We start from the raw sequence: 25,609 nt of genomic DNA, 5'->3' as shown, positions 1-25,609 counted from the left end.
GTAACTTAATGACTTGTCTGCTTAATTACAACTAAGATCAGTGATATAAATGTGAAAATCAATAAACCAGTGCGGAGTAGTAATTTACCTTCAATAGCATTGACCTCTTTTTTTAGATCAATAATTTCTTTATTGTATTTTTCCTTTATGTCATCAATTTCTTTCTTTAACTTAAAAGGTGAAAAGATATCACCAGACATATCTGAGACCTTATTACTAGTAATTGTTAGAACAGGCGGCTCATCCTTGAAATAGTCTTTATATTCTGCTTGATTTGCCCCAGCCCTATCTAAGTCTGCATACCAAATTAAGGCAAAAGGGTTACCTTTCTCAAGAACAACATCACTAGGGCCCGCATTATAAACAGAAAAAGTTAAACGTCCACTCCAACCAGGATCAACATGAAATCCAGAAACATTAATTAAGCCTTTATACTTATATTTAGCTTTAAAAGAGATAAAAGCTATTGCTTCTATAGGGACCTGTACAATCTCTTCCGTAATAAGTAATGCAAATTGTCCTTTAGGAATTACAAACTGTGGATCCTCATCTGTAAGTATTTTCTTGACTTTAGTATCTGCATCCGAACTAGGTGTAATATAAACCTCTCTACCGATCGTCAAAGCTATAGAAGCACAATCAATATTATCAATGCCCTTATAATCGGGTAAAAGAATTTCTATATTCTTTTTTAGTTTATACCCACTCCAAAACATTACTGTAAATATCCTTCTTTATGATTCCCTAAACGAGAAAAATAAGGGTTTCTTTTTTCTACCGCAAGCAACCTAGTTTCAATCTTCATTGCGATATCATTAATTTCATATTTTTTACATAACCCCGATAGTATTTTAAATATAGATAAAGAATATTCATTAAAACTCTCTCTATATGGATGTATTTCCATATGATCCATTGACTCTACTGTTTTTAATATTTCACCTGAAAGAACACAAAAATCCATAGCCAATTCTAAACCACAATCACTCCTCCCCTCATAACGTTTTTGCTCAATGTAAAGCTGCCCAATAGAATGAATCAACTCATCTAGTGTGGCTTGATCACTTGTATTTTTTTTCTCCAAATGCTCACTTATTAAACATAAGAAAATGTTTGCATAAGAAAGGTTTATAATTAGTGAATCTATTACTTTATTTTTAATTTTTTCTTCATCTTGACCATTTCGAACAGCACTGAGAACTTGGCTACTATATTTACCAATATGAGCAGCCATATGCCTTACTTTACCCTGTGTACTAAGCACCCAAATATCTTTATGGTAACGATCATCATGCTGTAATTGCTTATATTCTAGATTTTTAAGACTTTCAAAGGCTGACATATTTTGTTTCCTATTTCTACAACATATAGTATCAAATAGACGACTACACCACGAAATATAGCATGTTTTTTCAAATTTAGATAAGCCCCCATAGACCACATCATCGAGTTGATTTACTAGAAAAATGAGGCAAAAAGTTTTATAATTTTTAATCGATAGAAAAGTTATCCCTATACTTATCATCACATTAAGAATCCACCCTCCTGTTGATGTCAAACTTGAAGATAAAAAGTATACAAATATAACTGCATAACTTAACAAACCTATATTGCCGAGTATAAAAGCAATATACATATCGCTTCTTTTACATTTCAAACGTAAGGAATGCTCTCCTTTACTATCTATTAAATAGACAGATGAATGACAGAGATTAAATAAATAAAAGATAAAGTTCAGATTAGGAATCTCTCTCCGAATACAATATGAGACAAACCTAGCACTTACATTAGGATGAGTTGTCAACTGCTGTGCATATACTTCGCGAAGCAGTTTTTCGCGATCTTTTTTTATATCGAGATACTTTTCACTATAGGTTTTTATAAGTTTACTCTGCTCTCCTAAGTTGAGATATTTATCTAAACCACCAATATTATACTTCAATATCAGTAAATTAAATGTACAAAATACATATATAATTATTGGAAATAAAAAAATAAAGTTGATTAAGAAAACTATACTTTCAGTCCAGTTCATTTGAATTTTTCATATACTAATAATTTTTATAATTCTAACAAATCAATAACTTAATTTTCTATATATAAATTAATTAAAAAGCTCAGACATCACAAGTATATTTTTTAAACATAGATCTTGTATTCTTACTTTTGGTAAGATAATCTTACATAAAGGATGTAAGATTATCTTACCAAAAGAAATGTGAGGCTCAGATGACCAAAAAAGATATTGAAGCTGCATTAATAAGTACATTACAGGAAATTCAACTAGTTAGTGGATTAGAGTGTCCACCCTTAACAAAGAACACTACCCCTTTAGCGGATCTACCTCAATTCGACAGCAAAGTATGGCCTATTGCCGTATGTTTAATTGGTGAAAAGTTAGGTATTGACCTTCCTAATGATGTGAATATTTTTAAAAAGGAAGATAGTTGTGATTCATTAGATATCTCTGAAATTGTCAATAAAGTTCTCTCTTTGGTAGAGAACACAATCGAAATTGAAACTAAGAAGGTTTATCTTCAATGAATGTTGAAAACAGAGATGATACTCGCTTAAAACTTGCTTCTCGATTGAAAGAAGCGCGAAAAGCAGCTGGACTTACACAAGGGCATGTTGCAAAAATGGTTAACTTACATCGACCTACAATTTCAGAGATTGAAGCAGGAAATCGACGAGTTACCTCGGATGAGTTAAAAGTTTTTGCTGACATATATGATGTAACTGTAAGTTGGCTTGTTGGCGAAACTGAAGAGTCCTTAAACATTGATGATCCAAGACTTCAGTTAGCTGCTAGAGAATTAAGCAAGTTAAACGATGATGATTTGGAGCGACTATTACGACTACTTGCCTCAATGCGTGATTCTTCTAAATAAACTAATAGGCTGTTAATGAATACAATCTCATTCAATAGACAAGAATTGTTTATGCAAGGAATGCACCTTGCTTTAAAAACAAGAATTAAAGCAGGCTTCGATGTCAAGTCACCTATTTGTATCTATAAATTATGTGAAATAGAAAATGTAATTGTACGTTTTAATGATATTAACATGGAAGGAATGTACGATCGCAAGCCTAAACCTAGAATACATTTATCAGCATTAAGGCCTTTGGGAAGGAGAGCTTTCACATGCGCCCATGAGCTAGGGCATCATTTATTTGGACATGGCTCAACAATTGATGAACTCCAGTCACAGATCAACAATATTCAGCAACATCCTAATGAAATTCTTGCTGATGCATTTGCATCAAATATTCTAATGCCAACATTAGGTATCAAAGAGGCATTTGCAAAAAGAAAAATATCAGTAAATCAAGCAACAGCATTAGACATGTATGCCATAGCTTGTAATTTTGGAGTTGGGCAATCTACTTTAGTAAATCACTTAGCATATGGTATAAATTTAATAACAAAAGCTCATCGAGATAAACTCGGAAAAATTACGCCTAAAATGATAAGGACACAAGTATTAGGTATTGAAGTGTCTGAACCTCTGATATTCACAGATATATACTGGAATAATGAAGTCTTGGACATGGAGAAAGGAGCCCTTGTTCTTATACCTCATGGTACTTTTGTAGATGTAAATATGTTATCACTACATAGTGAAAATAAATTTGGGAAAGTTTATCGTGCAATAAAATGTGGCATAACTCGTATTGCTATTCCTGGCACATCGTGGGCTACGATTGTGAGAATTGCACCTCCTAAATACTTAGGGTTAGCAAAATTTAGGCACTTGGAGGAGGATCTTGATGAGTAAGTACTCTAGTCAACTGGGTTCAGTTCATATAGTTGATGATAATCTGTCAAGAGCATGGGCAAAAATCATTCTACACATACAAGAACACCCTCAAAATGAAATTACTCCATTAATTTTATCATTAACAGGTTTTGATATTAATGGGCAACCTAATGAAATTGAAGGATTTTCAGAAGAGCTAAATAATTTATTAACTCAAAGAAAATTTCGAAAAATTGAAGACGTTGCAAATACTATATTTCCTAAAATATTATGGCAAACTTGTGGGAGTGATAGACACAAACTTTATATTAGGTACTTAAAAGTATTTGAAAGTTATAAAAATTATAATCCTCGCGAGAACAATAGAGGTTCTTACTTTGAACGTCTAATTAACTATGGAAATGATGTCAATAGAATAAATCAATTAGAATGGATTATCTCTCAACAAAACTCAAGAAAAGGGGTTCGCCGTTCAATGCTACAGGCTAGTATCTTTGATCCTTACAAGGACCATGTAGCTACAGCACAATTACAATTTCCATGTATGCAGCACATGAGTTTCGAGCCGACCGAAGAAGGGTTAGTAGTTAATGCTTTTTATGCCACTCAACAGCTTTTTATAAAAGCTTATGGGAACTATTTAGGTATATCTCAATTAGGAGCTTTCATAGCACATGAGATAAACATGCCTCTGTATAAAGTTAATGTATTCGTAGGCATAGCAAAATTAGAAAAAATACCAAAGAATGATGTACAATTAAAAAATTTAGTTGCGTTAGCGCAATTGAAAAATTGATCCTTATCTGGATAAATTATTTATCCCATATCTTAGCGGCCAGAGTCTACTGTGAATTCTCCCCTTAATACATACTTTAATCCTGAAATTAGTAATAAGGGCGAATGGACAGAGAAAAAAATCATGATTACGGATAAATCACATTCTCACTTATTACCTCTCCAAGTATCACCTGTATATGATACTTACTGGAGGTTTGCTGCTGAACGGCAAAAAATTTATTTTGACAGACTTAATAAGCAGAATGCTCCATGGACATCTGATCCTATAATACAAGTTCATAAATTTACTAATGCCTATAGAGCAGCGGATAGAGTTAGTCAGTATTTAATTAAAAATGTAATTTATCGAGAAGATTTACCAACCTCAAATGAGGAGGTTTTTTTTAGAATTATGCTATTTAAGTTTTTTAATAAAATAGAAACTTGGCAGCTCCTTGAAAACTCATTAGAGACAGTTACATTTAAAGATTATAATTTTGATAAGTATGACTCTATTCTAAAAAAAGCAATGTTGAAAGGTAAAAGAATCTATTCAGCAGCCTACATCATGCCTCCTGGAAAGATAGCTTACGGATATGCTCAAAAACATCAAAACCATTTAAAATTACTAGAAGTAATGATGGCGGATAAAGTAGGAGAAAAAATTGCAAAGTTAAAAAAAATGCAAAGTGCCTTTGAACTAATTAAAAGCTATCCAACGATAGGGGATTTTTTAGCTTATCAATTTATTACAGATATTAATTATAGTGAAATAACAGACTTTTCTGAAATGGATTTTGTTATTCCAGGCCCCGGTGCACGGGATGGATTAAAAAAATGTTTTAAACATCATGCAGGGTTAAGTGAACCTGAATTAATAAAGTATATGGCAATCCATCAAGAAGAAGAGTTTGATAGATTAAATCTAAAATTTAACTCTTTATGGGGACGTCCTTTACAATTAATTGATTGCCAAAATTTATTTTGTGAAGTTGACAAATATTCACGACTTGCTCATCCGGAGATTCTAGGCATCTCTGGAAGAACACGGATCAAGCAAAAATATATTTCAACCGGACCTCTATCCCCTCCTTGGTTTCCTCCCAAATGGAATATCAACGAGAAGATTGATGATTATTTAAGAAGTAACGAAATAAAACCCAAGATCTTTATAGACTAAGATTCTATATGGTAAATGAGATAGTTTTGATGAGCCAATACATTATTTGTCATGGAATTGATCTTTTAGATTTAGAAGATTTTTCTAAAATATTTAATAACTTTCCTAACCAGTTTAGAAATGTCTACTTTACTAAAAAAGAGCAATCACTAGTAAAAGATAATATCAATAAGGTGGAAAAGTTTTCCTCACGTTTTGCCGTCAAAGAAGCCGTAATGAAAGCATTAAAAGTTGGCTGGGGAAATGGGGTAGCCTTTACTGATATCGAAGTTATCACTGAACCATCTGGATCATTATCGATTGAATTACATAGGAAATTAAAGGAAATACAAATGGAAAGAGGTATTAAATCTTGGTGTGTAAGTACTAGTCATTCTCGCACTACGGTAATTGCGAGTGTAATTGGAACCTCAGTATGAATTAACATTGTTCACTATAATAGTTTTTTATAATTATGACTTCTAGTTTTAGTAATAAATTTAAAAGGATATATAATTTTCGGTTAACAATAAATTTAGGAAAAAGCCCAAAATTAAACTCCTTTCAATTTTCAAAAAGACAAAAATTACAATGTAATACGTAAAAATTTAGATATAGTTTAGGTGATATTTGGAATTTAACCAAGAAAATAAGGGAGCCAAAGCCCCCTATTCCTCTCGTTGTTCTAACTTAGCCTCAATCCACTGATGAATTTCCCAAGCAGACCAACCAATACGCATTTCTGTTAACCGTACAGGTTTAGGAAATGTAGGATCGTAGTACTTCGATTCTTTATTAATCATCTCATAAATTTTTGACTTACTAAGAGCTGTAAATTCAACCACATGCTTAATATTAATGATTTGGATCATCTGAAAAGTTTGACCTGTGAACGCATTCATGATGTTTTTCTCCTACTCATTGAAGCGAGCGCATTTCGCTCAAACAATAGGTCATTCCTGTAAAAAACCACTTTCCACTTAGGCGAAATATCTCAAACGATCAATCGTAAAACTTGCTCTAAGCCACGTTGCTTCATCATTGCACCTGCACCGAACCATGCAGAATCAATTCTGTGGTCAATACTCATTGCACGGCGTTCATGATCTACAAATTCGGTTATTGAACAAAGCAGTCCATAAGCCGTATCTTTAGCTGAAGCTAACTCAGCTCCTCGCCCTTGTCCGTTAAACATTTCCATAACTTTAGACATTGCTCGTCCATTCGGTTCAGATTTAGAGTTTGATTTTTTATCCATAGATGCTGCTTTAAGATAATACTGAATAATACTTTCCTCCTGATCTGTAGCACTCATCGTCGTGTTATTAAACACCGCATCGAAGTAAGCAGCAGCTTCACTCTGGGTTACTTTACGCTGGCTGAGTTGCTTCATTTCATAAATGTGTTCATCCCATGCACGCACTGAAATACCAAGTTGTTGCTTAACCCTCTCAGCATCAAACTTGGTACTATGTGGAACTTTCACGACTCCTGCATTGGAGTTCTGTCCTTTCAAAGCAATTGCCAAAGTGTTGTTACATACGACACGTATAGATGTAAATTGAGCCGTGGTTGCAAGTGTGCCGTCACATGCTGTTGCTAACAAAATATAGCCATTACTCACATCCTTGCCTTTCAAGGCTGCCGATTGCCCAGTACGAGCCAACGCCCAAAATTTACGCCCACCTTTCAGTACACCCGCTGTTTCCAACTCAAAACCAGATTGTTCCGTCAAATCACGGTAAAATTCTAAAATCTCTTTAGGTTGTACTTCCTGAAAACGTTGACTTACAACGGATAGTGGTGCATGGGTATCTGAACGATATAAAACACGCTGTTCCTCATACGGCATAAGGATATTTTGCCCACGCTCATTCTTTGCCATATAGCTGACATTAGATGACTCTATACGCCAGTCCATGCCTGCTTGTTGTGCCCATACTTCTATCGGCTGATTTGGACTGAGTGGATTGCCTAATCCATGCCACGGGGTGTCGCCAACAAATGCCATGGTTTCTATTTGATGTGCCATACAGTTTTCCTTATAGAGAATAATTTTGAATATTTTCAATTCAGATTTCGTGCATAAAAAAAGGCCTGCTGTAGTAGCAGGCCGATGTGAGAAAAATATTAATTTGCTTTCGAATACAGTGATTCAAATAGATGTTACATAACTGAAATTTATTTAGATCTATCAAATTTTCTTAAAAAATTCTATTTAAATACTGATGAAAGATTTTAGCTTTTCAAAGGTTTCATGAATCATTTCTCAATTTACCATTTGAACTTCTTTAATACTCCACCGATTTTATTACCAACATCATTTACTATTTCTTTCGTTGATTCTAAAGACTCAGATACAGAGTTCTTTATTGCTTCTTTTCTTTGTTCATCTTTTAAATCTTCAATTGCCTTTTTCTCGACCAAAATATCATCACTGAATGAAGCTGGAACTAGCTCAAATTGATCATCCCTTTTACCAAGATTCTTTAAAAAGCTATTTTTGAATTGTGCCATCAACTCTAAATTAGGTTCAGGTAAATAAGCATTAACCAGTTCACCCTGAATTATTTCTAATAGAATTTCACCTTGATCATAATTACCATCCATGTCATTTATTGTTAAGTTTATATAAGAAATGAAGTCATTAATATTTTCTAAGAATAGAGTTAGTTTAGCTCTAAGTTTGTTTCTTTTTAAGGCTAAGTGTTTGTCGGAACTTAACTTTGCATCAAAAGAGTTTATTCGCTTAATCCAAATTTCTCTCAATTCTGCTATTTCACACTTATTAAGATTATTAATTTGATTTACAAAATCATTCTTTCTTTGGCTAAATAGATCAAATTCATTACTAAGCAATAAAGTTTGTATCGCTTTTGCTTTGACCCTAGCAACCATAAACCATTGTCCGAGAATGGATAAATGCGAATCCAGCTTATTTGATAGGGTCTCGAAATATTTATCGCTACCAAATATTGAATCATCAATTAGATTTTCCAACGCATTGATTGAATGCTTAATTTCTTTTGTTAAATGCAATAAAATCGCATCAATTTCTCTACTATCCTGCTCTATTTGAACTCTACGCACAGATGACAAGTTAAATGAATTATTAGCTGAAAGAAAATATTCATCGAAATAATGATCTATTGCTGCAATTTTACTAGCGCGCTCATCATCTAAAAATTGCTTAATTTCAGCAACTTTAGTATTCATTTTTTTTAGTTGAGAGGATATCTCTGCTAAATGCGCTTGACCAACTGCCATTGATACTGCTTTAAAAGCAACTCCAGTAGTGAACAGATTTTTCAAATGCTCAGGATCAAGTAGTCTTGCATGCGAGGTTATTCCCTTATCACCTAATACCAATCCAAGTTTTCCACTACCATCTTTTGCATTGATTAAATTTCCATTAGCTATTACTCGCATATATGTATTAGTAGAAATTTCTTTTGCTATAGCAATATCAGGAGCAAATTGAAGAAGCTGATTGAACAGAGGTAAGCTTTTCGAATCTACTTTTATTTTATTTTCCAAATCTACTGACTCGACTGAATTAAAGTTTAACTCTGCTACTTTATTACGAGAATGATTCTTATCTATTAGTTCAGTCATAAGCTCTCAATCTTAATTCTTGGTAATTGTTAATTAATTTTATATCATAATTAATTATTATTTAATAAAACAAAAAAACAAGCTTTTAGCCTTATGGGCCTAATAACAAATAATTTTCTCTATTATAAATTAGCTCTGAACCTAATAACGTCTATTAAAGATTTTCTACAAAGAATTATGTATATTCAGATATTAAAAGCTCCAGAAATGTTTTTTTTATTTTCTCTAAAGAGAAGTCCTGACCTAAATTGACTCCTTCCTTTTCACAGATTATCATTCCTCTACTGGCCTACATTGCCAGTCGGCTTTGACAGGCCGAATAGTAAAGTGCATTGAAAACTTGTTTTTCGATGTATATACACCCGTCCCTCTTTTTTGTTGCGGTAGGACGGAAGAGGGACGCCTTGTGCGTGCTGGTTCTTTACTATCAGTCTGTCAACCCTCTTTCGTTCTGCCACCATTAATCATTAAATCATGTCTGGTAGAACTTCTTATCTATATAGGAGTGGTTACCATGACTAATTTCAATTCCTGTTTTAAGACATCGTTCGTTGCTTTCGTCGATCTATTCGATGGCAGAATGCCTTTATACTCCTGTCTCTTGAAAGATAAGCCATTCGGCTAATAACAAAATCTTTATACACCAACACAATCAACTTTTATTCTGCTTATGCTTCAAGAAGTAGGGATAAATACGCCCTGTGAAAATGTTCTGTATACCTTATAGGAGTTGGGGTTTAACAGCTTGTGAAGTTTACCAGCCTTCTTATTTTGTGGGGTAAGAGTAATTCCCTTGTAGAGCTTGGACAGGAAATAAAAGCTGTTTGGTGTTGTGGCATGAAGTGATGGTTAAACCAATTTAGGTGAATACACCTCTCACTTCGGTATCAATTTATCCAATACCTAAAACAAGGACATAACAATGAAAGGTAGAATTCTTGATTTTTCAATCCAGAGTAATACTGGGATCATTACAGGCGAAGATCACAAACGCTATAGCTTTGTAGGCAGTGAGTGGAAAGAAACTCAAGCACCTGTCCGTGGCTATGAAGTTGATTTTGAGATAAATGCTGAGGGCCAAGCAACAGGGGTTTATCTTGAAATAACAGCCAACCCAATTCCTGCCATAGTGAATACACCAATTCAAAATAACTCTTCATATATTACTCCTGCTGGTCAGGAAAGTTCACATAAAGCTAAGGAGGCTTTTAGAAAATGGGAACAAGGTGAAGACAACTATCAAAAAGCCATTCTTACTTGCTTTAAAAAATTTGCAGATTTCAAAGGCCGTGCAAGACGACGTGAGTTCTGGTATTTCGAATTATTCTGTGTGCTATTAAGCCTACTTTTAAGCTTCATGAATGAAGACTTAGCCACACTCGCTATGCTGATTACATTGATTCCGAATATTGCTGTCAATGTAAGACGGCTACATGACATTGATCGTTCAGGTTGGTGGATGTTAATTGCCTTAGTACCAATTGTAGGGGTTCTACTGCTGCTGTTTTGGGCAACACAAGAAGGTAATCCATCAGCAAATCAATATGGCGAATCACCCAAAGCATAATTACTCAATGACATCCCAATAACAACCATCACTTCTGCATTTAATGGAAGTACGCGCTTTAGGAAACACTATGAATAATAAAATCATTATTACTTTGCTTGTAAGTTGCTTAATGCAAGCTTGCACTAAAAATGAATCGACAGAGAAGACTTCTTCAAATACTGCTCAAACTGAAGCAGTTAAAACCAATACGACTGATTCACAACAGTTCATTGAACAGGGCAAAAATGACATTGCCACTTATGGCAAAGAAACTTTACAGCACCTACTTGATCAAAAATACCCTGACAGTTATACAGCCTTTACGGTAGATAATGTCAGATTCTTGCGCCAGCAATCTCCTGATCTTTTTCTTTACACATGGAACATTCGATTCTTAGACAATCACTCAGATGATGTTTATGGGTGTGACAACCAGCAACTTTCATGGAACAAGAAAACCAAAGGTATTGAATCTACGTTAAATGACGAGTGCTTTAACATCATTGAGCGTGGCAATCATTCTCAAAATCAAAATGAGACAGCTTCCAATTTACCAGAAAGCTCACCCGTAAAAGTTGTAGTAGAAGAAAATCCACATCACTCATTCATGTCAATCATTAAGGTTCAATCTCTTGTAGATGATGTCTCTGTTTCAAATGTCACGGTCAACCGTGGTAATTGCCCTTTATACCAAAAAATAACTACGCCAAGACGACTAGGCTTCGGGCAAACAATGTCCGTAGATACGAACAATTGTGGTCGTGCAAAGATTATTGAAATAGTCGTTTCCACTGATCAAGGAGATTGGAAGTTCGGTTCATAAAAGCGGATTGCTTTAAACACTTAAGTCTTCTTTAACGAACATTCCTTAATGTAAAGTTTAGGGAGGTTTATCCTCCCTTAATTCATTTTCTCTTCTTTAATAAAAAGTAAACCCACAACCCTGACATTGAAAATGAGATTGCATTGATGCAGTAGAACCAGAACCAAATATTGAACCTAATAAACCACCAACTACGGCTCCTGCGATTCCCCCCAGTATAGGTGAAATAGGCATGCTCTTGGATAATGCTGCACCCATCGTAGCAAACGAAGCTGATGATGCCAGACTTTGATTCCCTGCCTGTGAAGCGTTATTTTGTACTACACGGATGACATGTTCTGAATGGCAGTTTGGGCAAGTAATGTTCATAAGATATACCTCTGAAATAGAAAAGGCTTAACGATGCGATAAGCCAATAAAGAGAAGATGTTTCTCATCTAGATGGTACATATCTGTGTATGATTCCAATTAATGCTGTGACATGCCAAAGGTACGCATCTTCCCCGTTGTTTTTACTCGAAGGAATTGTTCTTTTTCAGGCCGTGCTAAATAAGATAGCGTTGAACGCATTCTTCGCACCTGATAATCAACCTCGCTATAGATAATGCCAACCCCTAAAGTACCTTGCTCTTCGTATTGCTTTAAGTACCTACGATCATGGCAATTAAAGTAACTCCCTTCATCCCTTGTAACATCTTCCCATAACTCCCCCACAGCCTTAGCAATATTCCATGCACTCGTGCGCTTACGCTCATTAAAGATCAATGCAATATGGCAATGGTATCCTTTCTTCTCCCCATGCTCTAATGCCCATACCAGTAGCAATACATCCTTTCCATATTCAGAACGCTTGATCTTTCTTCTAAGTATTTCTAAATCATTATCCACCTGTTCAATATCTGGACTAACCACATAGGCTAAATCAACCCGTACCACCAGCACGGCAGAATAGCTTTTCAATATTTCTTCAAGGCGCTTATCAAGCTTGGCAGCATTTAATTTTTCGTTATGACGATGTTGGCGTAATTCATTCAGGTGATCGGCTCTAGCTTGATTGAAATAAGCTTGCCAGTCTTTAAAGGTTGTTCGTTTCAAGCGATTGTAAAGTGATAATGAGGTTTCATATTGCAGATCGTAGTCATGGAGCAAACTGCAAAAGAGATCGATTAAGCAGGTATAACTAAAGTCAGGGTTATAAACTTGATCAAAGTCTACGAGAAGGTCTGTGAAGGTTTTATAAAATGATCTTGGCTGTTTTGAAGCGTCAAGAGTGGTTAGGACAAAGCTTTCAATTGCGATCAGTAAGGCTGCTTCGTTGATTTCATTTTGGTTTAGATTCATGTTCACTTACCTGTAGTTGTTTAGGACTACATGAAGTGGCTATGGTGTTATTAATTACCTAAAGGTTTTAAGATCATGGTGAAGTAATGTGATTATGTAATAGGTTTTAAGTAGATAGATAATAGGGTTATAGATATAGGCTTTGATTTAGAGATTCGATATTGAATATGTTGGTATGTATTAACTAAGTCATTACACCATTGTGATAACTCCTTCTGGAAGAACATCTCTATTGATAATGAAGTTTTTTATAAGCTCAGATTCAATATATCAGCAAATCGAGCTTATAAAATAGTAATTAAAGCTTGTTCAGTTATCCGATGCTACAAACTTTTTAAGATGCAGTGGAAATGCTTCTCTCTAGCCTAAAATAGCTTATGTTATATTTCTGCCTCCACCAATTCGATTTGTAATTTTATCCTTAAAACTTCGTTCATAAACGCCAGCCATAATAAGGAAATAGGGAATAAGCTTACCTTCGATTTCTTTCCATCTTGGATTCCGACTTTCCAGTAATAAGACTTTTTCTGGTAAAAATTTGTACAGAATAGGAATCTGGGTAACACTAAAATTATGCTTAATATGATCATTAGCTTCTTGACCACTATTTTTCTTATCAAGAAGAGTGCCTATTAGTTTTTCAAAATTATTTTTTATCGAGCCGAATAAATAAGATTCATCTTTATGAACTGCCAGTGCATTTGCATCAAAAAATAAAATAATGTCCAATTGTAATGTTGAGGACTCCAATTCTTTCCATAAGTAGATATGGTCAATCAATCCTATCAAACCATTTGGCTGTTTTGCTTTTTTAATTAACGAGGTAAGAAAAACACCAAAGAAATTATGTCGAACGGATTCGCTATTTTCGAAAATTTCTAGCTGAAATCTATAGACTGCAACATCCTTCGTTTTGTGAGGTTTTAATCTTAGCCTCATCTTTTCTGCTTTAATTTCTAAATTTTGAAGATTTTTATAAAGCTCCGCGTAGTTACGAAATTGCGGCCCCATTCCATTCCTATAAAATCCTTTCAGAGCACCGACTGAAACACTATCATAACGGCCTTGAATAAAAGCTTTTCTTAGCATAAAGAGTAAATTATTTAGTTCATAAATAGATTCTTTAGAGATATCTGTATCCAAATAAAATTCACAGTTTCTACTTTTTGGATTTAATCTATTTATAATAAAAGAGACAAAAATTTTAACACTAACAGTCAAATATTCATGATCAAATCTACTAATCGTTTCGTATTTTGATAATAAATAAATGAACTCTTTCCCGATAGAAGTAATACTTCTATCAAACCCTTGCAATACTCTCTGCTCATCTATATTTTCCTCAATAAATGCAGGTAGTGGTTTTAAAGCTAGTACCAACATGAATTTTTCTATACGATTAAGCAAACTTATTTTATAACTATCAAGAACTTTTTGAGCTAAATCAACTTGATCTTCTTTTATTATTCGCTTTTCAGGAAAGCCATATAACTGAAAATCCTCATAAAGCTCTTGATTTGCTATCTCCACTCCATCCAAATAGCTTTGGATAAATGTGAATTTTTTTTCAAAAATAACTAAATGCTTTTCATCTGAGACTTTAGATAAAAAACTTAATCGCTTATTGCTGCGCTCAACAGAGTTCGAATTATTAGAGGTTTCACGGCCTATTTGATGTTTTTCTTTCTTAGTAAGAGAAGTTAAGTGCTTTATACTTTCATTACTTAATAACTTTGCAACGATCAAATTAGCTAACTCTTCATGAGAAGCTTCCTGTTTAATATTCTGCCAGTTTAATTCAGATTCTTGAGACTGTTTTTCGCCATACACCCTACCCTTCTCCAAGTGAAACTCCTTATTACTAACTATAATATTACTAATTTTTAGTATACTTATTCCATATATTTAAGACACTAATTCCTAAGGTTTTTTATACTTATTCCATGGTTTTTTCTTACTTATTCCAAGATATATAAGCTATCAAATTATATATAATCTAAAAGAACAGCATAAAAAACACCCTATTAGGGTGTTCTTAAAGAATGTGCTTATCTAAACAAAAGTATAGTAAATTTATTCTATTCATACAGTGCAATGATCATTCATTAGAAAAATAATGATTCTAATAAAAGCAAATAAGTTCTTACATGACTTATGTTAAACTACAACCTAACAGCTCGGTTAACACGCACCTACCTCCTATCAGTTGGGGGTATAACTGGGGGTAAAACACAAAATTCTATTTCATTTACTTATTAATTATCAAAATTTTAATGCTAAAAGTTATTTCCCTCTCTCACCGCCAGAATTGAAATTTAAAGAGGCTTAAACCTAATGGGTTTAGGCTTTTTTATATACAATAATTTTATTTTACCTCATCTATTAGTTTCATATTAAAATAAAATATATTATAATTATAAGAACATTTTCTATCCCCCTGCTTATCTGTCTACAAATTATGTTTAATGCGTATATAATTTATTATGGATAACCTGATTTCATCAACTAAGAAAGCTATTAACTATCATTCTTATGTAAAATTACCTTTTTCCATTTATTCTGCTTATCAAGAACAAAGAATTAAAAATGTTCCTATTGCAAAACCTTTACTTATAGTGATTTTAAAGGGTGTAAAAGAACTTGGTAGTAGAGGTGATATAGAATGTTTTTCAGGTTCTTTTATATTTCTTTCTAATAGCTCAAGCATTGATATGCGTAATATTCCAAATCAAGAGGAATATTATGCTCTTCTCATAGATTTTGAATTTGAAGACTTTAATGAACTTCCTAAGACTTCAGGAAACCCTAAAAATTATGTTCAAGGTCAACTTAATCCTCTTTTAGAAAGTGCTTTACATCAATTTATAGACTTCTCATCAATTGCCCCATCTTCTGCATTTAAGTTTAGAAAAAGAGAGCTTTTAGAACTTATTTATTATTCAGGTTATACGGATATTTCCAATATGAATAAAAATACAAGTTTAACTGAGAAGGTTCAGTCATTAATTTCTGATCATTTATCTACAGAATTAACAGTTGAATTCATTGCCTCTCAGCTTTTTATGAGCTCTTCCACTCTAAGAAGAAAACTTAAAAACGAAGGAAATAGTATTCAAGCCATCCGAAATAGAGTGAGGTTAGGATATGGCCTACATCTAATTCAAACCTCTAATACAAGTATTGGAGACATTGCATTTCAATGTGGCTATCAATCTCAATCTAGATTTACAGAACAATTTAAAAGTTTGTTTGGGCTTACCCCTCGTGAGCTACGTAAAACCAAAATGCTCACTTAAGGCGAATTTATGGCAATTCTGCGTATAAAATTTTTCAGGAAGAAAACTTAAGATCTTTTGCACACTTAAAAAAAGGTTCTTAAGAAAGTAGATGAAAAAAGTAGCAGTAATTTTATCGGGTTGTGGTTATTTAGATGGTTCTGAAATTAGAGAATCTGTTTTAACCCTCTTAGCTTTAGATGCAGCAAATATTGAATATCAAATTTTTGCACCCGATGAACCTTTGTTTCATGTTGTGAATCATGTAAAGGGTGAAGTAAATACTGCTGAAAGCAGAAATATTTTACAAGAAGCGGCAAGAATTGCCCGTGGTGAAATTTCATCACTCGATAAACTTGATAAAAGTGAATTTGACGGTCTTTTACTTCCGGGTGGGTTTGGAGTCGCAAAAAATTTATCAACTTTTGCCTTTAAAGGGGCAGAGGCAAGTGTACACTCTGAAATTAATTCAATTTTAAAAGCGTTCCACCAAAGTAAGAAACCTATCGGAGCAGTATGTATTTCTCCTGCGCTCTTGGCGCTTACATTTGGAGACTTACACCCAAATATTACGTTAGGTTCTGACGATAATATTGCTAAAGAAATTGAAAAAACAGGCTCGATTCACCATGTCTGTCAAACCTCAGACTGTGTAGTAGATAAACAAAATTTATTTGTTACTACTCCTGCCTATATGGATGATAAAGCTAGCTTAAAAGATATATATCAAGGTATTACAAAGTTAGTTAAAGAAATAAAGGACCTAGCACATTAATATTTTAGGGATAGGTCAGCTATCCCTAAACTTAATATAAAGATATGATTTTATAGTGTTAAATAATTTCTTAAATTTCTATAGTAATCGTTCGCTTCCCAATTATTTTATAAAAAAACACAAGGTTTTTTATAATCAGAATTTAAATTTATATATGGGCTATTGTGAGTTTGAATTTAAAGAATTTGACATTCAAATGTTTAATCAAATGTCAATTTTTTTTCCTGATAGTTTAAGTCCATGTACAGTAAAAAGAAAAAGTGAATTTTTAGCAGGACGTTATGCTTCACAGTTAGTATTATCTGCCATAAGGAAAGATTACTTCTATCAAAAAGTCGAAATAGGAAAATTCAAAGAACCAATTTTCCCATTAAATATAATAGGTTCAATAACACACAGTGAAAATATTGCAATATGTATAGCTACTCAATCAAAAAATGTAAATTTCTTAGGGATTGATATAGAACCTATCATTAGTAAATTAGATTTTTTCGCATTACACGATAAAATTTATACTTATCAAGAGTTAAAAATAATTAAAAACTCAGGGATTGATTATCTTTTAGCAGCAACATGTATATTTTCTGCAAAAGAAACTATATTCAAGGCATTCTTTTACTATTTACAGAATAAGATCGATTTTAATAATTTTAAATTATACAAGGCATACACTAGAGGCAATACAATCATAATGAAATTCCGCTTAGAAAAAGAGTATAGTACATTTAGAAGAGAAGTCCTTGTTAAAGCAAAAATTTATAAAAAACACGTTATAACTTGTCTAATTAACTAACAAATAGCGATTTTGATTAATTTAAGCTAAAAAGTGATTTATTGTAGATAAAATTAAATAATAATAAATATTAGAATTTTTTACCTTTTTTTGAGTCAAGATTCTCATGAATAAAATTGCTCTAGCTTTTCTTTTACCTTTAATTACATGCACACATTTATCGGCTGCAGAATTTCAGCTCAAAAGTAGTGATATTACAGCTAATAAATTTATGAAAAAGGACCAAGAGTTTCAAGGTTTTGGTTGTGAAGGAGGCAATAAATCTCCTCAATTATCATGGAGTGGAGCACCAAGTGGTACTAAGGCCTACGCAATTATGGCTTATGATCCAGATGCTCCTTCAGGTAGTGGCTGGTGGCACTGGCAGGCAGTAAATATCCCTTTAGAAGTCACTTCTGTTTCTTCTGGTACAGGACATTTTAATAATAAAGATGTAATTGAAATTAAAAATGATTATGGCCAAACAGGTTTTGGTGGTGCTTGCCCACCTAAAGGTCATGGTATCCATCACTATCAATTTACTGTTTATGCACTTTCGGAAAAACTAGATTTACCACCTAATGCTTCAGCAGCATTAACAGGCTATATGGTAAAAGCTCACTCTTTGGCATCTAGCACTATCGTTGCTCTTTATCAAAAGTAAGAATAATAGTTTCATGGGGATTTTCTTCCCCATGAAACTATAAATTTTTTGTTTTTATAAAAATCTCTTTAAAAACGGAAACTACAATGTTTGATAAAGAAATACCGGTGCAACAAAAAGTTTTAGCTCTTCATGGAATGGGGAGTAATAAATTAGTTACGGAGCTTCAACTTCAAAATTTAGGAATTGTTAATGAAAATTATAGTATAACCTATATTAATGGTGTTATTTCTGTGGATACACCAGAAGTTAGTTTATCCGAATTAACAAATATTATTAATGAAGAATGGTATTCTTGGTTACCACCTAAAGCTCAATGGCATGAAGTTAATAGCGAAATTCTTTTAAAAAATATTTGTGAAGCTATTATAAAAGTTTTAGTAGTTATTGAAAAATATGGCCCATTTGATATAGGTTATGGTTTTAGTCAAGGCGGTTATATTATTGATTTAATCAACAATCTACCGAATGATCCCATTTTGCTTGAAGCAGTAAAAAGTCATTTAGGAAGAGAGTTGTCTTTTGATATTTCTACACAACTTCCTTTTAAAAATTTAATTTATGCATGTGTTGGTTCTACTCTCTCAATCTCAGAGCTTCGTAGATTAGCAGGTCTATCGAAAAGAAAAGATGATTTTAAAACACAAAGTATTATTTATTTAATCGGAAAACATGATGTTCAAAAAAGTTATTCTGAAAATTTTGTTCTAGAAAATAGCAGTATTATAAGTCAAGTAATATATTTAGATGGTGGACATGAAATTAATAGTAATGTACCGGATCATATTAAAAAAAGTATAAAAGAGTCGCTTGAAAATAAAGTACCAAAAAACAGTTCGAACAGTATGCTGAGACCATCTTGCACCTTTAGCTCTTTAGAAGTTTTCGATGAGTACCAAGCAACTCAAGTATATATTAGTACTAAAGATCAGCCACATACTATTGTAGATTTACTATTTAAAAGGACATCTACTGCGCCATTATTTAGGCATGCACGTAATAATGATCAAAGTTTATGTACTACATATGGTCAGATGCTAGCATTTCTTAGCCCAAAGGGTGAAGGTGATCTTCGAAGAATAGGGGTTAAAGACAACGAAATTATAGCTTATGTAGCCCCTCCAGGTGGTAGTGCTGAAAGTGCTGTTACTTTTCTTACAATAGCAGCTCAGGCATGTGCAGTCCCTCTTTCTGTAACGATGACAGAAAACGAGACACTAGAAGCCTTAAAACAACTCCAAGTAGATCACATTGTAATTTTTGAAAATGTAAATGCCAAAAGTGTGATTACTGCTTGTGAGAAATATTGTGCTGAACTTAGTAAACAACTCCACTATGTTCAAATACTAGGTAATGAGGCTCCTGGCCTATTTAGATTTAAAAACTCATTAAAAGATTTTGAATCTTTACCTCCTTTATTGTCATCTGCAGAAAATGACTGTTTATTATTACGAACTTCTGGAACTACCTCTACTCCAAAAATTGTTCCTCTAAAACAAAAGGATTTAGTTCTAAATAGCACGATCTTAGCGAATAGTATTGGAATTAATGAGTTTGATATTACTTATAGCGTGATGCCATTAGATCATATCGGAGGAATATCAGCTTCAATTCTAGCTAGTTTATCAGTTGGTGCTGCAATTACATGTGACGGTCTATACAATCCACAATTAATGGTTGAAGCTTTAAAAGAATCAAGCCCTCAACCTACATGGTATTCTAGCGTACCCACCATTCATGTTGCTACCTTACAATATCTTAAGCAAAATAATGAAAAGTATTTGAATGAAGATGGAATATGGACTGAACATAATTTAAGGCTAATACGTTCAGGCGCTGCAGCTCTTAGGGAAGAAGATCGAATTGCACTAATGCGCACTTATGACTGTCCTGTCCTACCTACATATAGCATGTCAGAATTAATGCCAATTTCGCAGCCTATCCAAACCGAAATGAGTTGGGATATTCAAGAAGGTTCTGTTGGTGTACCACTAATCGCTTCTTTAATAATTGTTAATTCAGAAACTCTACTCCCACAACCATACGGAGTTACTGGTGAAATTGCTATTTCAGGAGATACAGTTTTTTCAGGATACAAGGATAATTTAGAAGCTAATCAAAATTCTAGATTTTTAATGAAGTTACCAAATGCAATTAAAGAACAGGTTTGGTTTTTAACGGGAGATTTGGGACAAATAGATAATCTCGGTAACTTGACATTAAAGGGTCGTTCCAAAGAATTAATTAAACGAGGTGGAGAACAAATCTCTCCAAGTGAAATAGAAGATAAATTAATCGGTTACGCGGGTATTGATCTTGCAATCTGCTTCCCCGTTCCTTCTGAGATTTATGGAGAAGAAGTTGGCTGCGTAATTGTTTCTTCCGACCCCAAATTTGATAAGGAAAATTTAAAAACATGGGCAGGTCAATTAAGAAAATTTTTAATTGAACAGGGAGTTGCTATTCATAAAATTCCTTCTATATGGACTACCGCAAACAAAACAGATTTGCCAATGACCAATAGCAAGAAATACAAACGCAACTCCATGGCACAAGCACTTCAGATTACTACAACCCAATCCCCAGCCAATTCCAGCTTAAATACAAATAAAGAAATATTAACTAAAAATATTTCACCGGATAAACCTAAGGTAGATTGGGACTCAATAGCAGGATTTAGATTCATTCTCGCATGTTATGTTATGTTCATGCATTTTGGGTCTAATAATTCATGGGATGCTTTTAATAATTTACGTCAATTCCAATGGCATGTTAACAGTTTCTTTATATTAGCTGGTTTTTCCTTAGCTATATTAATGCCTAGTTTAATCCAAAAGAAATTCGCGTTTGTGAAATCAAAAATTGCTGTAATGTATCCTTTATATGTATTGGCAATTATATTTGCAATGGCGAATCTCTTCGTTAGTTGTGAACCTTCAACTTTCATTTCTAATTTTTCTTGGGCATCTTTACATAGCACGGCTCCATATTGTCAAGGTACACCATTAATAGAAAGTTCATGGACTGGTAATGTAATTTCATCATTAATAATTTATTTAACTGGACTTCAAGCAACACCACTCTGGGGAGCAAGCTGGTTTATAGGATTCTATTTATGGTTTATCTCCATGTATTTCCAGTGCCTAGTTGTTTTTCCACTGGCCTATAATGCACTCTACAAGAATAGAGGTAATATAAATAAAATATTACTTTACATAGGTGTTGGACTAATTATCAATATGATTATCCTATGGGGTTTCTGGTATGGGTATGCTATTGATTTTGTGGGATATGGACCTTTTGACACTATTACGGGAATTAAGACAACGCCTTCCGCATCTCAAATACTAGAAGCTGGTAAAGATAATGCTGTTGGACTAGGGTTTTACTTGTTCGCGCCTTTCTGGATGATATATTTCTTATTAGGGATCGGAGCCGCTTTTTTATATGATGCAATTAGACCAACTGAACAAAAACGTTCTCAAATTTGGGGTTATATTGCAGATAGTATTACTATAATTATTCTTTGTGTTGCGGCTGCTCATGTTTCGCAGGGTTATTTTCATTTAACCCCTGAAATTACAAAAGTTCCTGTAGACTTTTATTTCATGAGACCTGAAGAGGCAAATAGTTATGCTGATCCAGGAATTACGAATCGAATTTGGGACGAAATTTATAGTCGTTCATTTGCACCTCTAACTCTCCTATGGATTTTTGCAATTAGTACAGGAAAAGGTCTAACAGCTAGAATTTTAAGAGCACGCCCTTTATCTCAATTTCTTGCTCCTACAGCTTATGCTTGTTTTCTATTTCATCAAATGGTGGGGCAATGGTACTATGCGATTACACGTCATGGACATTGGTGGAACTGGTGGGAACATCGTAAGAGTTTCTATTGGTTTAGCCCAGAACCGGTTCCTGTAGAATGGTATGAGTACTTCTATCTTGTAGGTTTAGTTGTTCTCTTTGCAAAGTTAGTTCAACCATTTGATAGCTTACTTCATAACATTTATTCGAAACTTTTGGGAATAGCCAGAAAACAAAAACTAAAGGAACAACCTGCCTTAGATATTGCTAATATCGTATTAAAAACGGCTACTAATATAGCTGGCTTGGAAGTTAGCAGAGATCTTGGTTTAAATGATAATGGCTTGGCCTCCCTTGGTACTGTTAGATTTATTAGTGCGCTTGAAACTGAGTTTTCTTCATTTAATTACAACTTGTCTCTTTCAGTTTCAGAAGTTATAGCAGCTCAAGATTTGAATGAAATTATTGAATTAATTCAAAGAAAGCTCAATGAAGAAGAGGAATCTGAATTGATAGAAATTGCTTATAAACAAAATACAATTTAGATTAATTGTCTGAAAAGTTGTTTCTATGACAAAAGGAGATCTAAAGTTTTTAGATCTCCTTTTATTAGGCATAAATATTAAATAATCTTATTACCACCCTCGTTTAGGTTTCCTATCTTTAAACTTGACCTTTTGTAGCGATATCTTCTGTTATAAGTAGATAGCTAGTTCTGGATCAATGATTCTAATAAATTCTATCTGAGCTAAATCTATCAATTCAGATAATTTTTTTGAATTAAAGTATAAGACTGTTAGATGAATGATGTTTAAAATATTCAATCCTCGATATATCTTAATAGACAGAAGATTTTTAATCTTTTATCTAGCTCAGCCAGCCTTAACTAATTTTTTAATATAAGCAACTAATTTAAAAAATAAATCTAATCAACGATAAGTAACTTCGCACCATTCAGGCTAAAAGACTGGTGTGGTTCGGAGTTATCCCCGACTTGATAACTCATACCTGACGTTAAGGTAAATGTTCTTCCGTCTTTCAATCTACTTTCTAACTCGCCTTCTAGGCAAAATAATATGTGCCCTTTTTCACACCAATGGTCAGCTAAGTAATTTGCTGAGTACTCAACAAGTCTTACTCTAATTTTATTTGTTTCTTCACCAAAAAATTGAGTTTTCCAATAAGCTTTTCCTGTTTCACCGCTATATTCAGTGACTTCAATTTCTTCCCAGTTTGTAATTTGAAATGGAAAAGGCGCGATATTCATAATTTTTCCAAAGACGTATTATTGTATTTTTCAACTTATAGACAAATTTGATTTTTGCAAACTGTTTATTAAAAAATCAGAAAGATAACAAAACTATTTTCCACTTTGAAAAGACCCAAACCTCACGTTCAGGCCTTCCCCTCTTTAAACTTACTCAGACAACGCTAATAACTTCTGAACATACTCAATCGCATTATTTTCGATGTCTTGATGAGTCGGAACATCGTCGTCTTCAGAAGGGTTTGTATCTAAACCATAGAATGCATGAAGCGGTTGGTAGTCCGCGCCAACATATAAAGCTGTTAGCTTAAATGGAGTAAAAATCTGCTCTAAAGAAAGCTTATATTCACCATACTCTGAATAGACCTTTTCTTTCACACCAGCAGACACAGCCAACATAAATTTCTTATTTTTAAGTTTGTCGCCTGTTGAACCATATGCCCAGCCATAGGTCAAAACTTCATCAAGCCATTGTTTCAAAAGCGGTGGGCAATTAAACCAATACACTGGAAATTGAAATACTAAATTTTCGTGTTCTTCTACAAGTGCTTGTTCTTTGGCAACATCAATCATTCCATCTGGGTAGGCTTGATAAATCTGGTGAACCATAAATTGGTCTGGATGTTTTTCTAGTTCCTCTACCCATCTTTTATTTACAACAGACTGGTCTATGTGAGGATGGGTAACAATGACTAATGTCTTTTTCATTATGAAAACACTCTTATCGAAAAGTTGATAAATCGATTATAGAAGTGTACTTTCCTAAATATAAGTACGGTAATTTATGTTATATACTATACTAAAAGATAGTGTAGATTTTAAAAATGACTGAATGCGTTCCATCACATACGCCATTAGAAGAGACAGGTTTCGGCTACACCCTTTCTTTAATTAATGGCAAATATAAAATGATTATTATGTATTGGCTGTATGAAAAAAATGTCATGCGTTTTAATGAGATGCAACGCTGTATTGGCAATATTTCGTTTAGAACACTGAGCAATACACTTAAAGAGTTAGAAAGAGACCAGCTTATTATTCGTAAGGAATATCCTCAAATTCCCCCAAAAGTTGAGTATCGCCTTTCAGAAAGAGGACAGTCTTTGATTCCTTTATTAGACATGATGTGCGATTGGGGCGAACGTAATAAGTCGTCTTAGTTTTATAGACTTGAAGTGATACTAATTATGAGAAATGAATTAAGAGAAATTTTTATTAAGGGATGCGACGATAAAATTGAAAAGAAGGGAGGCAATGTTGGTCTGTCTTTTTATGCTTTTTTTTAAAATAAGAATGATAACCCTGAGTTACTGATGGAAGCAGCCCATTGGTGGATTATGTTGCATAAGCTAGATCACTTCGAGAAGGCTGTTAAGATTAAGCAGTTGGTTTTGAGTGAACGATAGAAATTAGAATGAAAGGCTGTTAAAAAGGGAACAGTCTTTCATTCGTTATAAATCGTCTTAGTTTCGATAAAAAATAGAATATCTGAATTAAAAGCTTAAATATAAAATAATTCAATCATCTCTGATAAACTATAAGATATTAACTTTATGATATTAATAAATATGAAATTTTTAACCTATATATTTTTAATAGTTTTACTTAGAGGTGGTCCCACATGTTTGAACAACTAAAAGCTTATTTATAAGTGATACTCTGCTCTAGTTAAGCTACCTTATTTTGTTGTGGTAGCTGGTCATAGTAAAACTCATCTGGAGTCATTTTGTCCAGACTCGAATGAGGTCGTTTCAAATTATAAAATTCAAAATATGCGTTTAATTGCTTCTTCGCATCCAAAACATTGCTGTAGGCTTTGAGATACACCTCTTCATATTTAACGCTCCGCCATAATCGTTCAACCATCACATTATCAACCCATCGACCTTTACCATCCATACTGATTTGAATGCCATTTGATTTCAATACATCAATAAATGCATCACTGGTAAACTGACTGCCTTGGTCTGTATTAAATATTTCAGGTCGACCATATTTTTCAATAGCTTCATTTAATGTTTCTA

General features: G+C 33.5%; 25 protein-coding genes and 1 pseudogene. 15 read left to right on the top strand and 11 right to left on the bottom strand.

Annotated elements, in window-relative coordinates; translation table 11 throughout:
* Window positions 1-5: 5 nt before the first annotated feature.
* Together WBW42_RS04655 and WBW42_RS04650 are read right to left on the bottom strand one after the other, a co-directional pair.
* On the bottom strand, window positions 6-716 hold the full coding sequence (locus WBW42_RS04655; RefSeq protein ID WP_050675323.1) for a dCTP deaminase domain-containing protein: 711 nt from the start codon (window positions 714-716) through the stop codon (window positions 6-8).
* A complete protein-coding gene (locus tag WBW42_RS04650) occupies window positions 716-2,035 on the bottom strand; it encodes a hypothetical protein (protein ID WP_465086456.1) in 1,320 nt (439 codons plus the stop codon). Before WBW42_RS04650 ends, WBW42_RS04655 begins: the two co-directional genes overlap by 1 nt.
* A gap of 194 nt (window positions 2,036-2,229) precedes the next feature.
* Between WBW42_RS04650 and WBW42_RS04645 the strand changes: the two genes are divergently transcribed.
* The 6 genes from WBW42_RS04645 to acpS all read left to right on the top strand — a co-directional run bounded on the left by WBW42_RS04645 (window position 2,230) and on the right by acpS (window position 6,137).
* A complete protein-coding gene (locus WBW42_RS04645) occupies window positions 2,230-2,544 on the top strand; it encodes a hypothetical protein (protein WP_209796546.1) in 315 nt (104 codons plus the stop codon).
* Complete coding sequence (locus tag WBW42_RS04640) at window positions 2,541-2,891, top strand: helix-turn-helix domain-containing protein (protein WP_032001047.1); 351 nt, start codon at window positions 2,541-2,543, stop codon at window positions 2,889-2,891. The genes WBW42_RS04645 and WBW42_RS04640 overlap by 4 nt, the downstream gene beginning before the upstream one ends.
* Before the next feature lie 51 nt (window positions 2,892-2,942).
* Window positions 2,943-3,779, top strand: coding sequence for an ImmA/IrrE family metallo-endopeptidase (locus WBW42_RS04635; protein WP_498478446.1), 837 nt, complete (start codon window positions 2,943-2,945; stop codon window positions 3,777-3,779).
* The gene (locus WBW42_RS04630) at window positions 3,772-4,557 is read left to right on the top strand and encodes a thymidylate synthase family protein (protein WP_209796550.1); all 786 of its coding nucleotides are present in this window, start codon (window positions 3,772-3,774) and stop codon (window positions 4,555-4,557) included. Before WBW42_RS04635 ends, WBW42_RS04630 begins: the two co-directional genes overlap by 8 nt.
* Before the next feature lie 123 nt (window positions 4,558-4,680).
* Window positions 4,681-5,718: a nucleotide kinase domain-containing protein gene (locus tag WBW42_RS04625; protein ID WP_209796560.1), complete on the top strand. Its 1,038-nt coding sequence runs from the start codon at window positions 4,681-4,683 to the stop codon at window positions 5,716-5,718.
* A gap of 29 nt (window positions 5,719-5,747) precedes the next feature.
* Window positions 5,748-6,137 (top strand): holo-ACP synthase, encoded by a 390-nt coding sequence (acpS, locus tag WBW42_RS04620; RefSeq protein WP_032000881.1) that lies wholly within the window; start codon window positions 5,748-5,750, stop codon window positions 6,135-6,137.
* 228 nt (window positions 6,138-6,365) lie between these two features.
* Here acpS and WBW42_RS04615 read toward each other — a convergent pair whose 3' ends face one another.
* The 3 genes from WBW42_RS04615 to WBW42_RS04605 form a co-directional block, all read right to left on the bottom strand.
* Window positions 6,366-6,599, bottom strand: coding sequence for a helix-turn-helix transcriptional regulator (locus tag WBW42_RS04615; protein WP_498478443.1), 234 nt, complete (start codon window positions 6,597-6,599; stop codon window positions 6,366-6,368).
* Between the two features lie 92 nt (window positions 6,600-6,691).
* Window positions 6,692-7,729, bottom strand: coding sequence for a DUF932 domain-containing protein (locus WBW42_RS04610; protein WP_498478441.1), 1,038 nt, complete (start codon window positions 7,727-7,729; stop codon window positions 6,692-6,694).
* 242 nt (window positions 7,730-7,971) lie between these two features.
* The gene (locus tag WBW42_RS04605; RefSeq protein WP_498478439.1) at window positions 7,972-9,312 is read right to left on the bottom strand and encodes a hypothetical protein; all 1,341 of its coding nucleotides are present in this window, start codon (window positions 9,310-9,312) and stop codon (window positions 7,972-7,974) included.
* Window positions 9,313-10,234: 922 nt separating this feature from the next.
* Between WBW42_RS04605 and WBW42_RS04600 the strand changes: the two genes are divergently transcribed.
* Entirely contained in the window at window positions 10,235-10,879 is a 645-nt protein-coding gene (locus WBW42_RS04600) for a DUF805 domain-containing protein (protein WP_498478437.1), read from the top strand.
* Window positions 10,880-10,949: 70 nt separating this feature from the next.
* Entirely contained in the window at window positions 10,950-11,684 is a 735-nt protein-coding gene (locus WBW42_RS04595; protein WP_498478435.1) for a hypothetical protein, read from the top strand.
* A gap of 96 nt (window positions 11,685-11,780) precedes the next feature.
* Here the strand turns inward: WBW42_RS04595 and WBW42_RS04590 are convergent, their stop codons facing one another.
* The 3 genes from WBW42_RS04590 to WBW42_RS04580 all read right to left on the bottom strand — a co-directional run bounded on the left by WBW42_RS04590 (window position 11,781) and on the right by WBW42_RS04580 (window position 14,870).
* Entirely contained in the window at window positions 11,781-12,053 is a 273-nt protein-coding gene (locus WBW42_RS04590) for a hypothetical protein (protein ID WP_498478433.1), read from the bottom strand.
* A gap of 99 nt (window positions 12,054-12,152) precedes the next feature.
* A complete protein-coding gene (locus WBW42_RS04585) occupies window positions 12,153-13,025 on the bottom strand; it encodes a YagK/YfjJ domain-containing protein (RefSeq protein WP_498478431.1) in 873 nt (290 codons plus the stop codon).
* Window positions 13,026-13,400: 375 nt separating this feature from the next.
* Complete coding sequence (locus WBW42_RS04580) at window positions 13,401-14,870, bottom strand: hypothetical protein (protein ID WP_498478429.1); 1,470 nt, start codon at window positions 14,868-14,870, stop codon at window positions 13,401-13,403.
* Window positions 14,871-15,508: 638 nt separating this feature from the next.
* Here WBW42_RS04580 and WBW42_RS04575 point away from each other — a divergent pair.
* From WBW42_RS04575 to WBW42_RS04555, 5 genes are all read left to right on the top strand, one after another.
* Window positions 15,509-16,321 carry a helix-turn-helix transcriptional regulator gene (locus WBW42_RS04575; RefSeq protein WP_032057204.1) on the top strand — a complete coding sequence of 271 codons (813 nt, stop codon included), beginning with the start codon at window positions 15,509-15,511 and terminating at the stop codon, window positions 16,319-16,321.
* A gap of 91 nt (window positions 16,322-16,412) precedes the next feature.
* Complete coding sequence (gene elbB, locus WBW42_RS04570; protein WP_017481765.1) at window positions 16,413-17,075, top strand: isoprenoid biosynthesis glyoxalase ElbB; 663 nt, start codon at window positions 16,413-16,415, stop codon at window positions 17,073-17,075.
* Window positions 17,076-17,130: 55 nt separating this feature from the next.
* Window positions 17,131-17,868 (top strand): 4'-phosphopantetheinyl transferase family protein, encoded by a 738-nt coding sequence (locus tag WBW42_RS04565; protein WP_228130718.1) that lies wholly within the window; start codon window positions 17,131-17,133, stop codon window positions 17,866-17,868.
* Window positions 17,869-17,974: 106 nt separating this feature from the next.
* The gene (locus WBW42_RS04560; protein ID WP_017481767.1) at window positions 17,975-18,511 is read left to right on the top strand and encodes a YbhB/YbcL family Raf kinase inhibitor-like protein; all 537 of its coding nucleotides are present in this window, start codon (window positions 17,975-17,977) and stop codon (window positions 18,509-18,511) included.
* A gap of 86 nt (window positions 18,512-18,597) precedes the next feature.
* Window positions 18,598-22,863, top strand: a complete 4,266-nt coding sequence (locus WBW42_RS04555; RefSeq protein ID WP_032057202.1) for an AMP-binding protein — start codon at window positions 18,598-18,600, stop codon at window positions 22,861-22,863.
* Between the two features lie 380 nt (window positions 22,864-23,243).
* Here the strand turns inward: WBW42_RS04555 and WBW42_RS04550 are convergent, their stop codons facing one another.
* Window positions 23,244-23,585: a DHCW motif cupin fold protein gene (locus WBW42_RS04550; protein WP_001017481.1), complete on the bottom strand. Its 342-nt coding sequence runs from the start codon at window positions 23,583-23,585 to the stop codon at window positions 23,244-23,246.
* 150 nt (window positions 23,586-23,735) lie between these two features.
* Window positions 23,736-24,293: an NAD(P)H-dependent oxidoreductase gene (locus tag WBW42_RS04545; protein ID WP_032057200.1), complete on the bottom strand. Its 558-nt coding sequence runs from the start codon at window positions 24,291-24,293 to the stop codon at window positions 23,736-23,738.
* A 116-nt stretch (window positions 24,294-24,409) separates the two neighbouring features.
* Here WBW42_RS04545 and WBW42_RS04540 point away from each other — a divergent pair, with 116 nt between their 5' ends.
* Together WBW42_RS04540 and WBW42_RS04535 are read left to right on the top strand one after the other, a co-directional pair.
* Entirely contained in the window at window positions 24,410-24,745 is a 336-nt protein-coding gene (locus WBW42_RS04540; protein ID WP_032057199.1) for a winged helix-turn-helix transcriptional regulator, read from the top strand.
* A 27-nt stretch (window positions 24,746-24,772) separates the two neighbouring features.
* Window positions 24,773-24,991: pseudogene (locus WBW42_RS04535) on the top strand (DUF6500 family protein).
* 262 nt (window positions 24,992-25,253) lie between these two features.
* Here the strand turns inward: WBW42_RS04535 and WBW42_RS04530 are convergent.
* Window positions 25,254-25,609: transposase (locus WBW42_RS04530; RefSeq protein ID WP_498478424.1), on the bottom strand; the 356-nt coding region annotated here is incomplete at its 5' end.

Source organism: Acinetobacter sp. LT1 (assembly GCF_059800965.1).
This window is presented reverse-complemented; position numbering and strand designations above follow the sequence as displayed.

Bases quoted from the DNA above. Each gene is read 5' to 3' on its own strand.
- WBW42_RS04575 (WP_032057204.1), top strand. From the start codon at position 15,509: ATGGATAACCTGATTTCATCAACTAAGAAAGCTATTAACTATCATTCT.
- WBW42_RS04650 (WP_465086456.1), bottom strand. From the start codon at position 2,035: ATGAACTGGACTGAAAGTATAGTTTTCTTAATCAACTTTATTTTTTTA.
- WBW42_RS04590 (WP_498478433.1), bottom strand. From the start codon at position 12,053: ATGAACATTACTTGCCCAAACTGCCATTCAGAACATGTCATCCGTGTA.
- acpS (WP_032000881.1), top strand. From the start codon at position 5,748: ATGAGCCAATACATTATTTGTCATGGAATTGATCTTTTAGATTTAGAA.
- WBW42_RS04585 (WP_498478431.1), bottom strand. From the start codon at position 13,025: ATGAATCTAAACCAAAATGAAATCAACGAAGCAGCCTTACTGATCGCA.
- WBW42_RS04630 (WP_209796550.1), top strand. From the start codon at position 3,772: ATGAGTAAGTACTCTAGTCAACTGGGTTCAGTTCATATAGTTGATGAT.
- WBW42_RS04595 (WP_498478435.1), top strand. From the start codon at position 10,950: ATGAATAATAAAATCATTATTACTTTGCTTGTAAGTTGCTTAATGCAA.
- WBW42_RS04540 (WP_032057199.1), top strand. From the start codon at position 24,410: ATGACTGAATGCGTTCCATCACATACGCCATTAGAAGAGACAGGTTTC.
- WBW42_RS04560 (WP_017481767.1), top strand. From the start codon at position 17,975: ATGAATAAAATTGCTCTAGCTTTTCTTTTACCTTTAATTACATGCACA.
- WBW42_RS04600 (WP_498478437.1), top strand. From the start codon at position 10,235: ATGAAAGGTAGAATTCTTGATTTTTCAATCCAGAGTAATACTGGGATC.
- WBW42_RS04640 (WP_032001047.1), top strand. From the start codon at position 2,541: ATGAATGTTGAAAACAGAGATGATACTCGCTTAAAACTTGCTTCTCGA.
- WBW42_RS04545 (WP_032057200.1), bottom strand. From the start codon at position 24,293: ATGAAAAAGACATTAGTCATTGTTACCCATCCTCACATAGACCAGTCT.
- WBW42_RS04625 (WP_209796560.1), top strand. From the start codon at position 4,681: ATGATTACGGATAAATCACATTCTCACTTATTACCTCTCCAAGTATCA.
- WBW42_RS04655 (WP_050675323.1), bottom strand. From the start codon at position 716: ATGTTTTGGAGTGGGTATAAACTAAAAAAGAATATAGAAATTCTTTTA.
- WBW42_RS04615 (WP_498478443.1), bottom strand. From the start codon at position 6,599: ATGAATGCGTTCACAGGTCAAACTTTTCAGATGATCCAAATCATTAAT.
- WBW42_RS04645 (WP_209796546.1), top strand. From the start codon at position 2,230: ATGACCAAAAAAGATATTGAAGCTGCATTAATAAGTACATTACAGGAA.
- WBW42_RS04635 (WP_498478446.1), top strand. From the start codon at position 2,943: ATGCAAGGAATGCACCTTGCTTTAAAAACAAGAATTAAAGCAGGCTTC.
- WBW42_RS04610 (WP_498478441.1), bottom strand. From the start codon at position 7,729: ATGGCACATCAAATAGAAACCATGGCATTTGTTGGCGACACCCCGTGG.
- elbB (WP_017481765.1), top strand. From the start codon at position 16,413: ATGAAAAAAGTAGCAGTAATTTTATCGGGTTGTGGTTATTTAGATGGT.
- WBW42_RS04550 (WP_001017481.1), bottom strand. From the start codon at position 23,585: ATGAATATCGCGCCTTTTCCATTTCAAATTACAAACTGGGAAGAAATT.
- WBW42_RS04605 (WP_498478439.1), bottom strand. From the start codon at position 9,312: ATGACTGAACTAATAGATAAGAATCATTCTCGTAATAAAGTAGCAGAG.
- WBW42_RS04555 (WP_032057202.1), top strand. From the start codon at position 18,598: ATGTTTGATAAAGAAATACCGGTGCAACAAAAAGTTTTAGCTCTTCAT.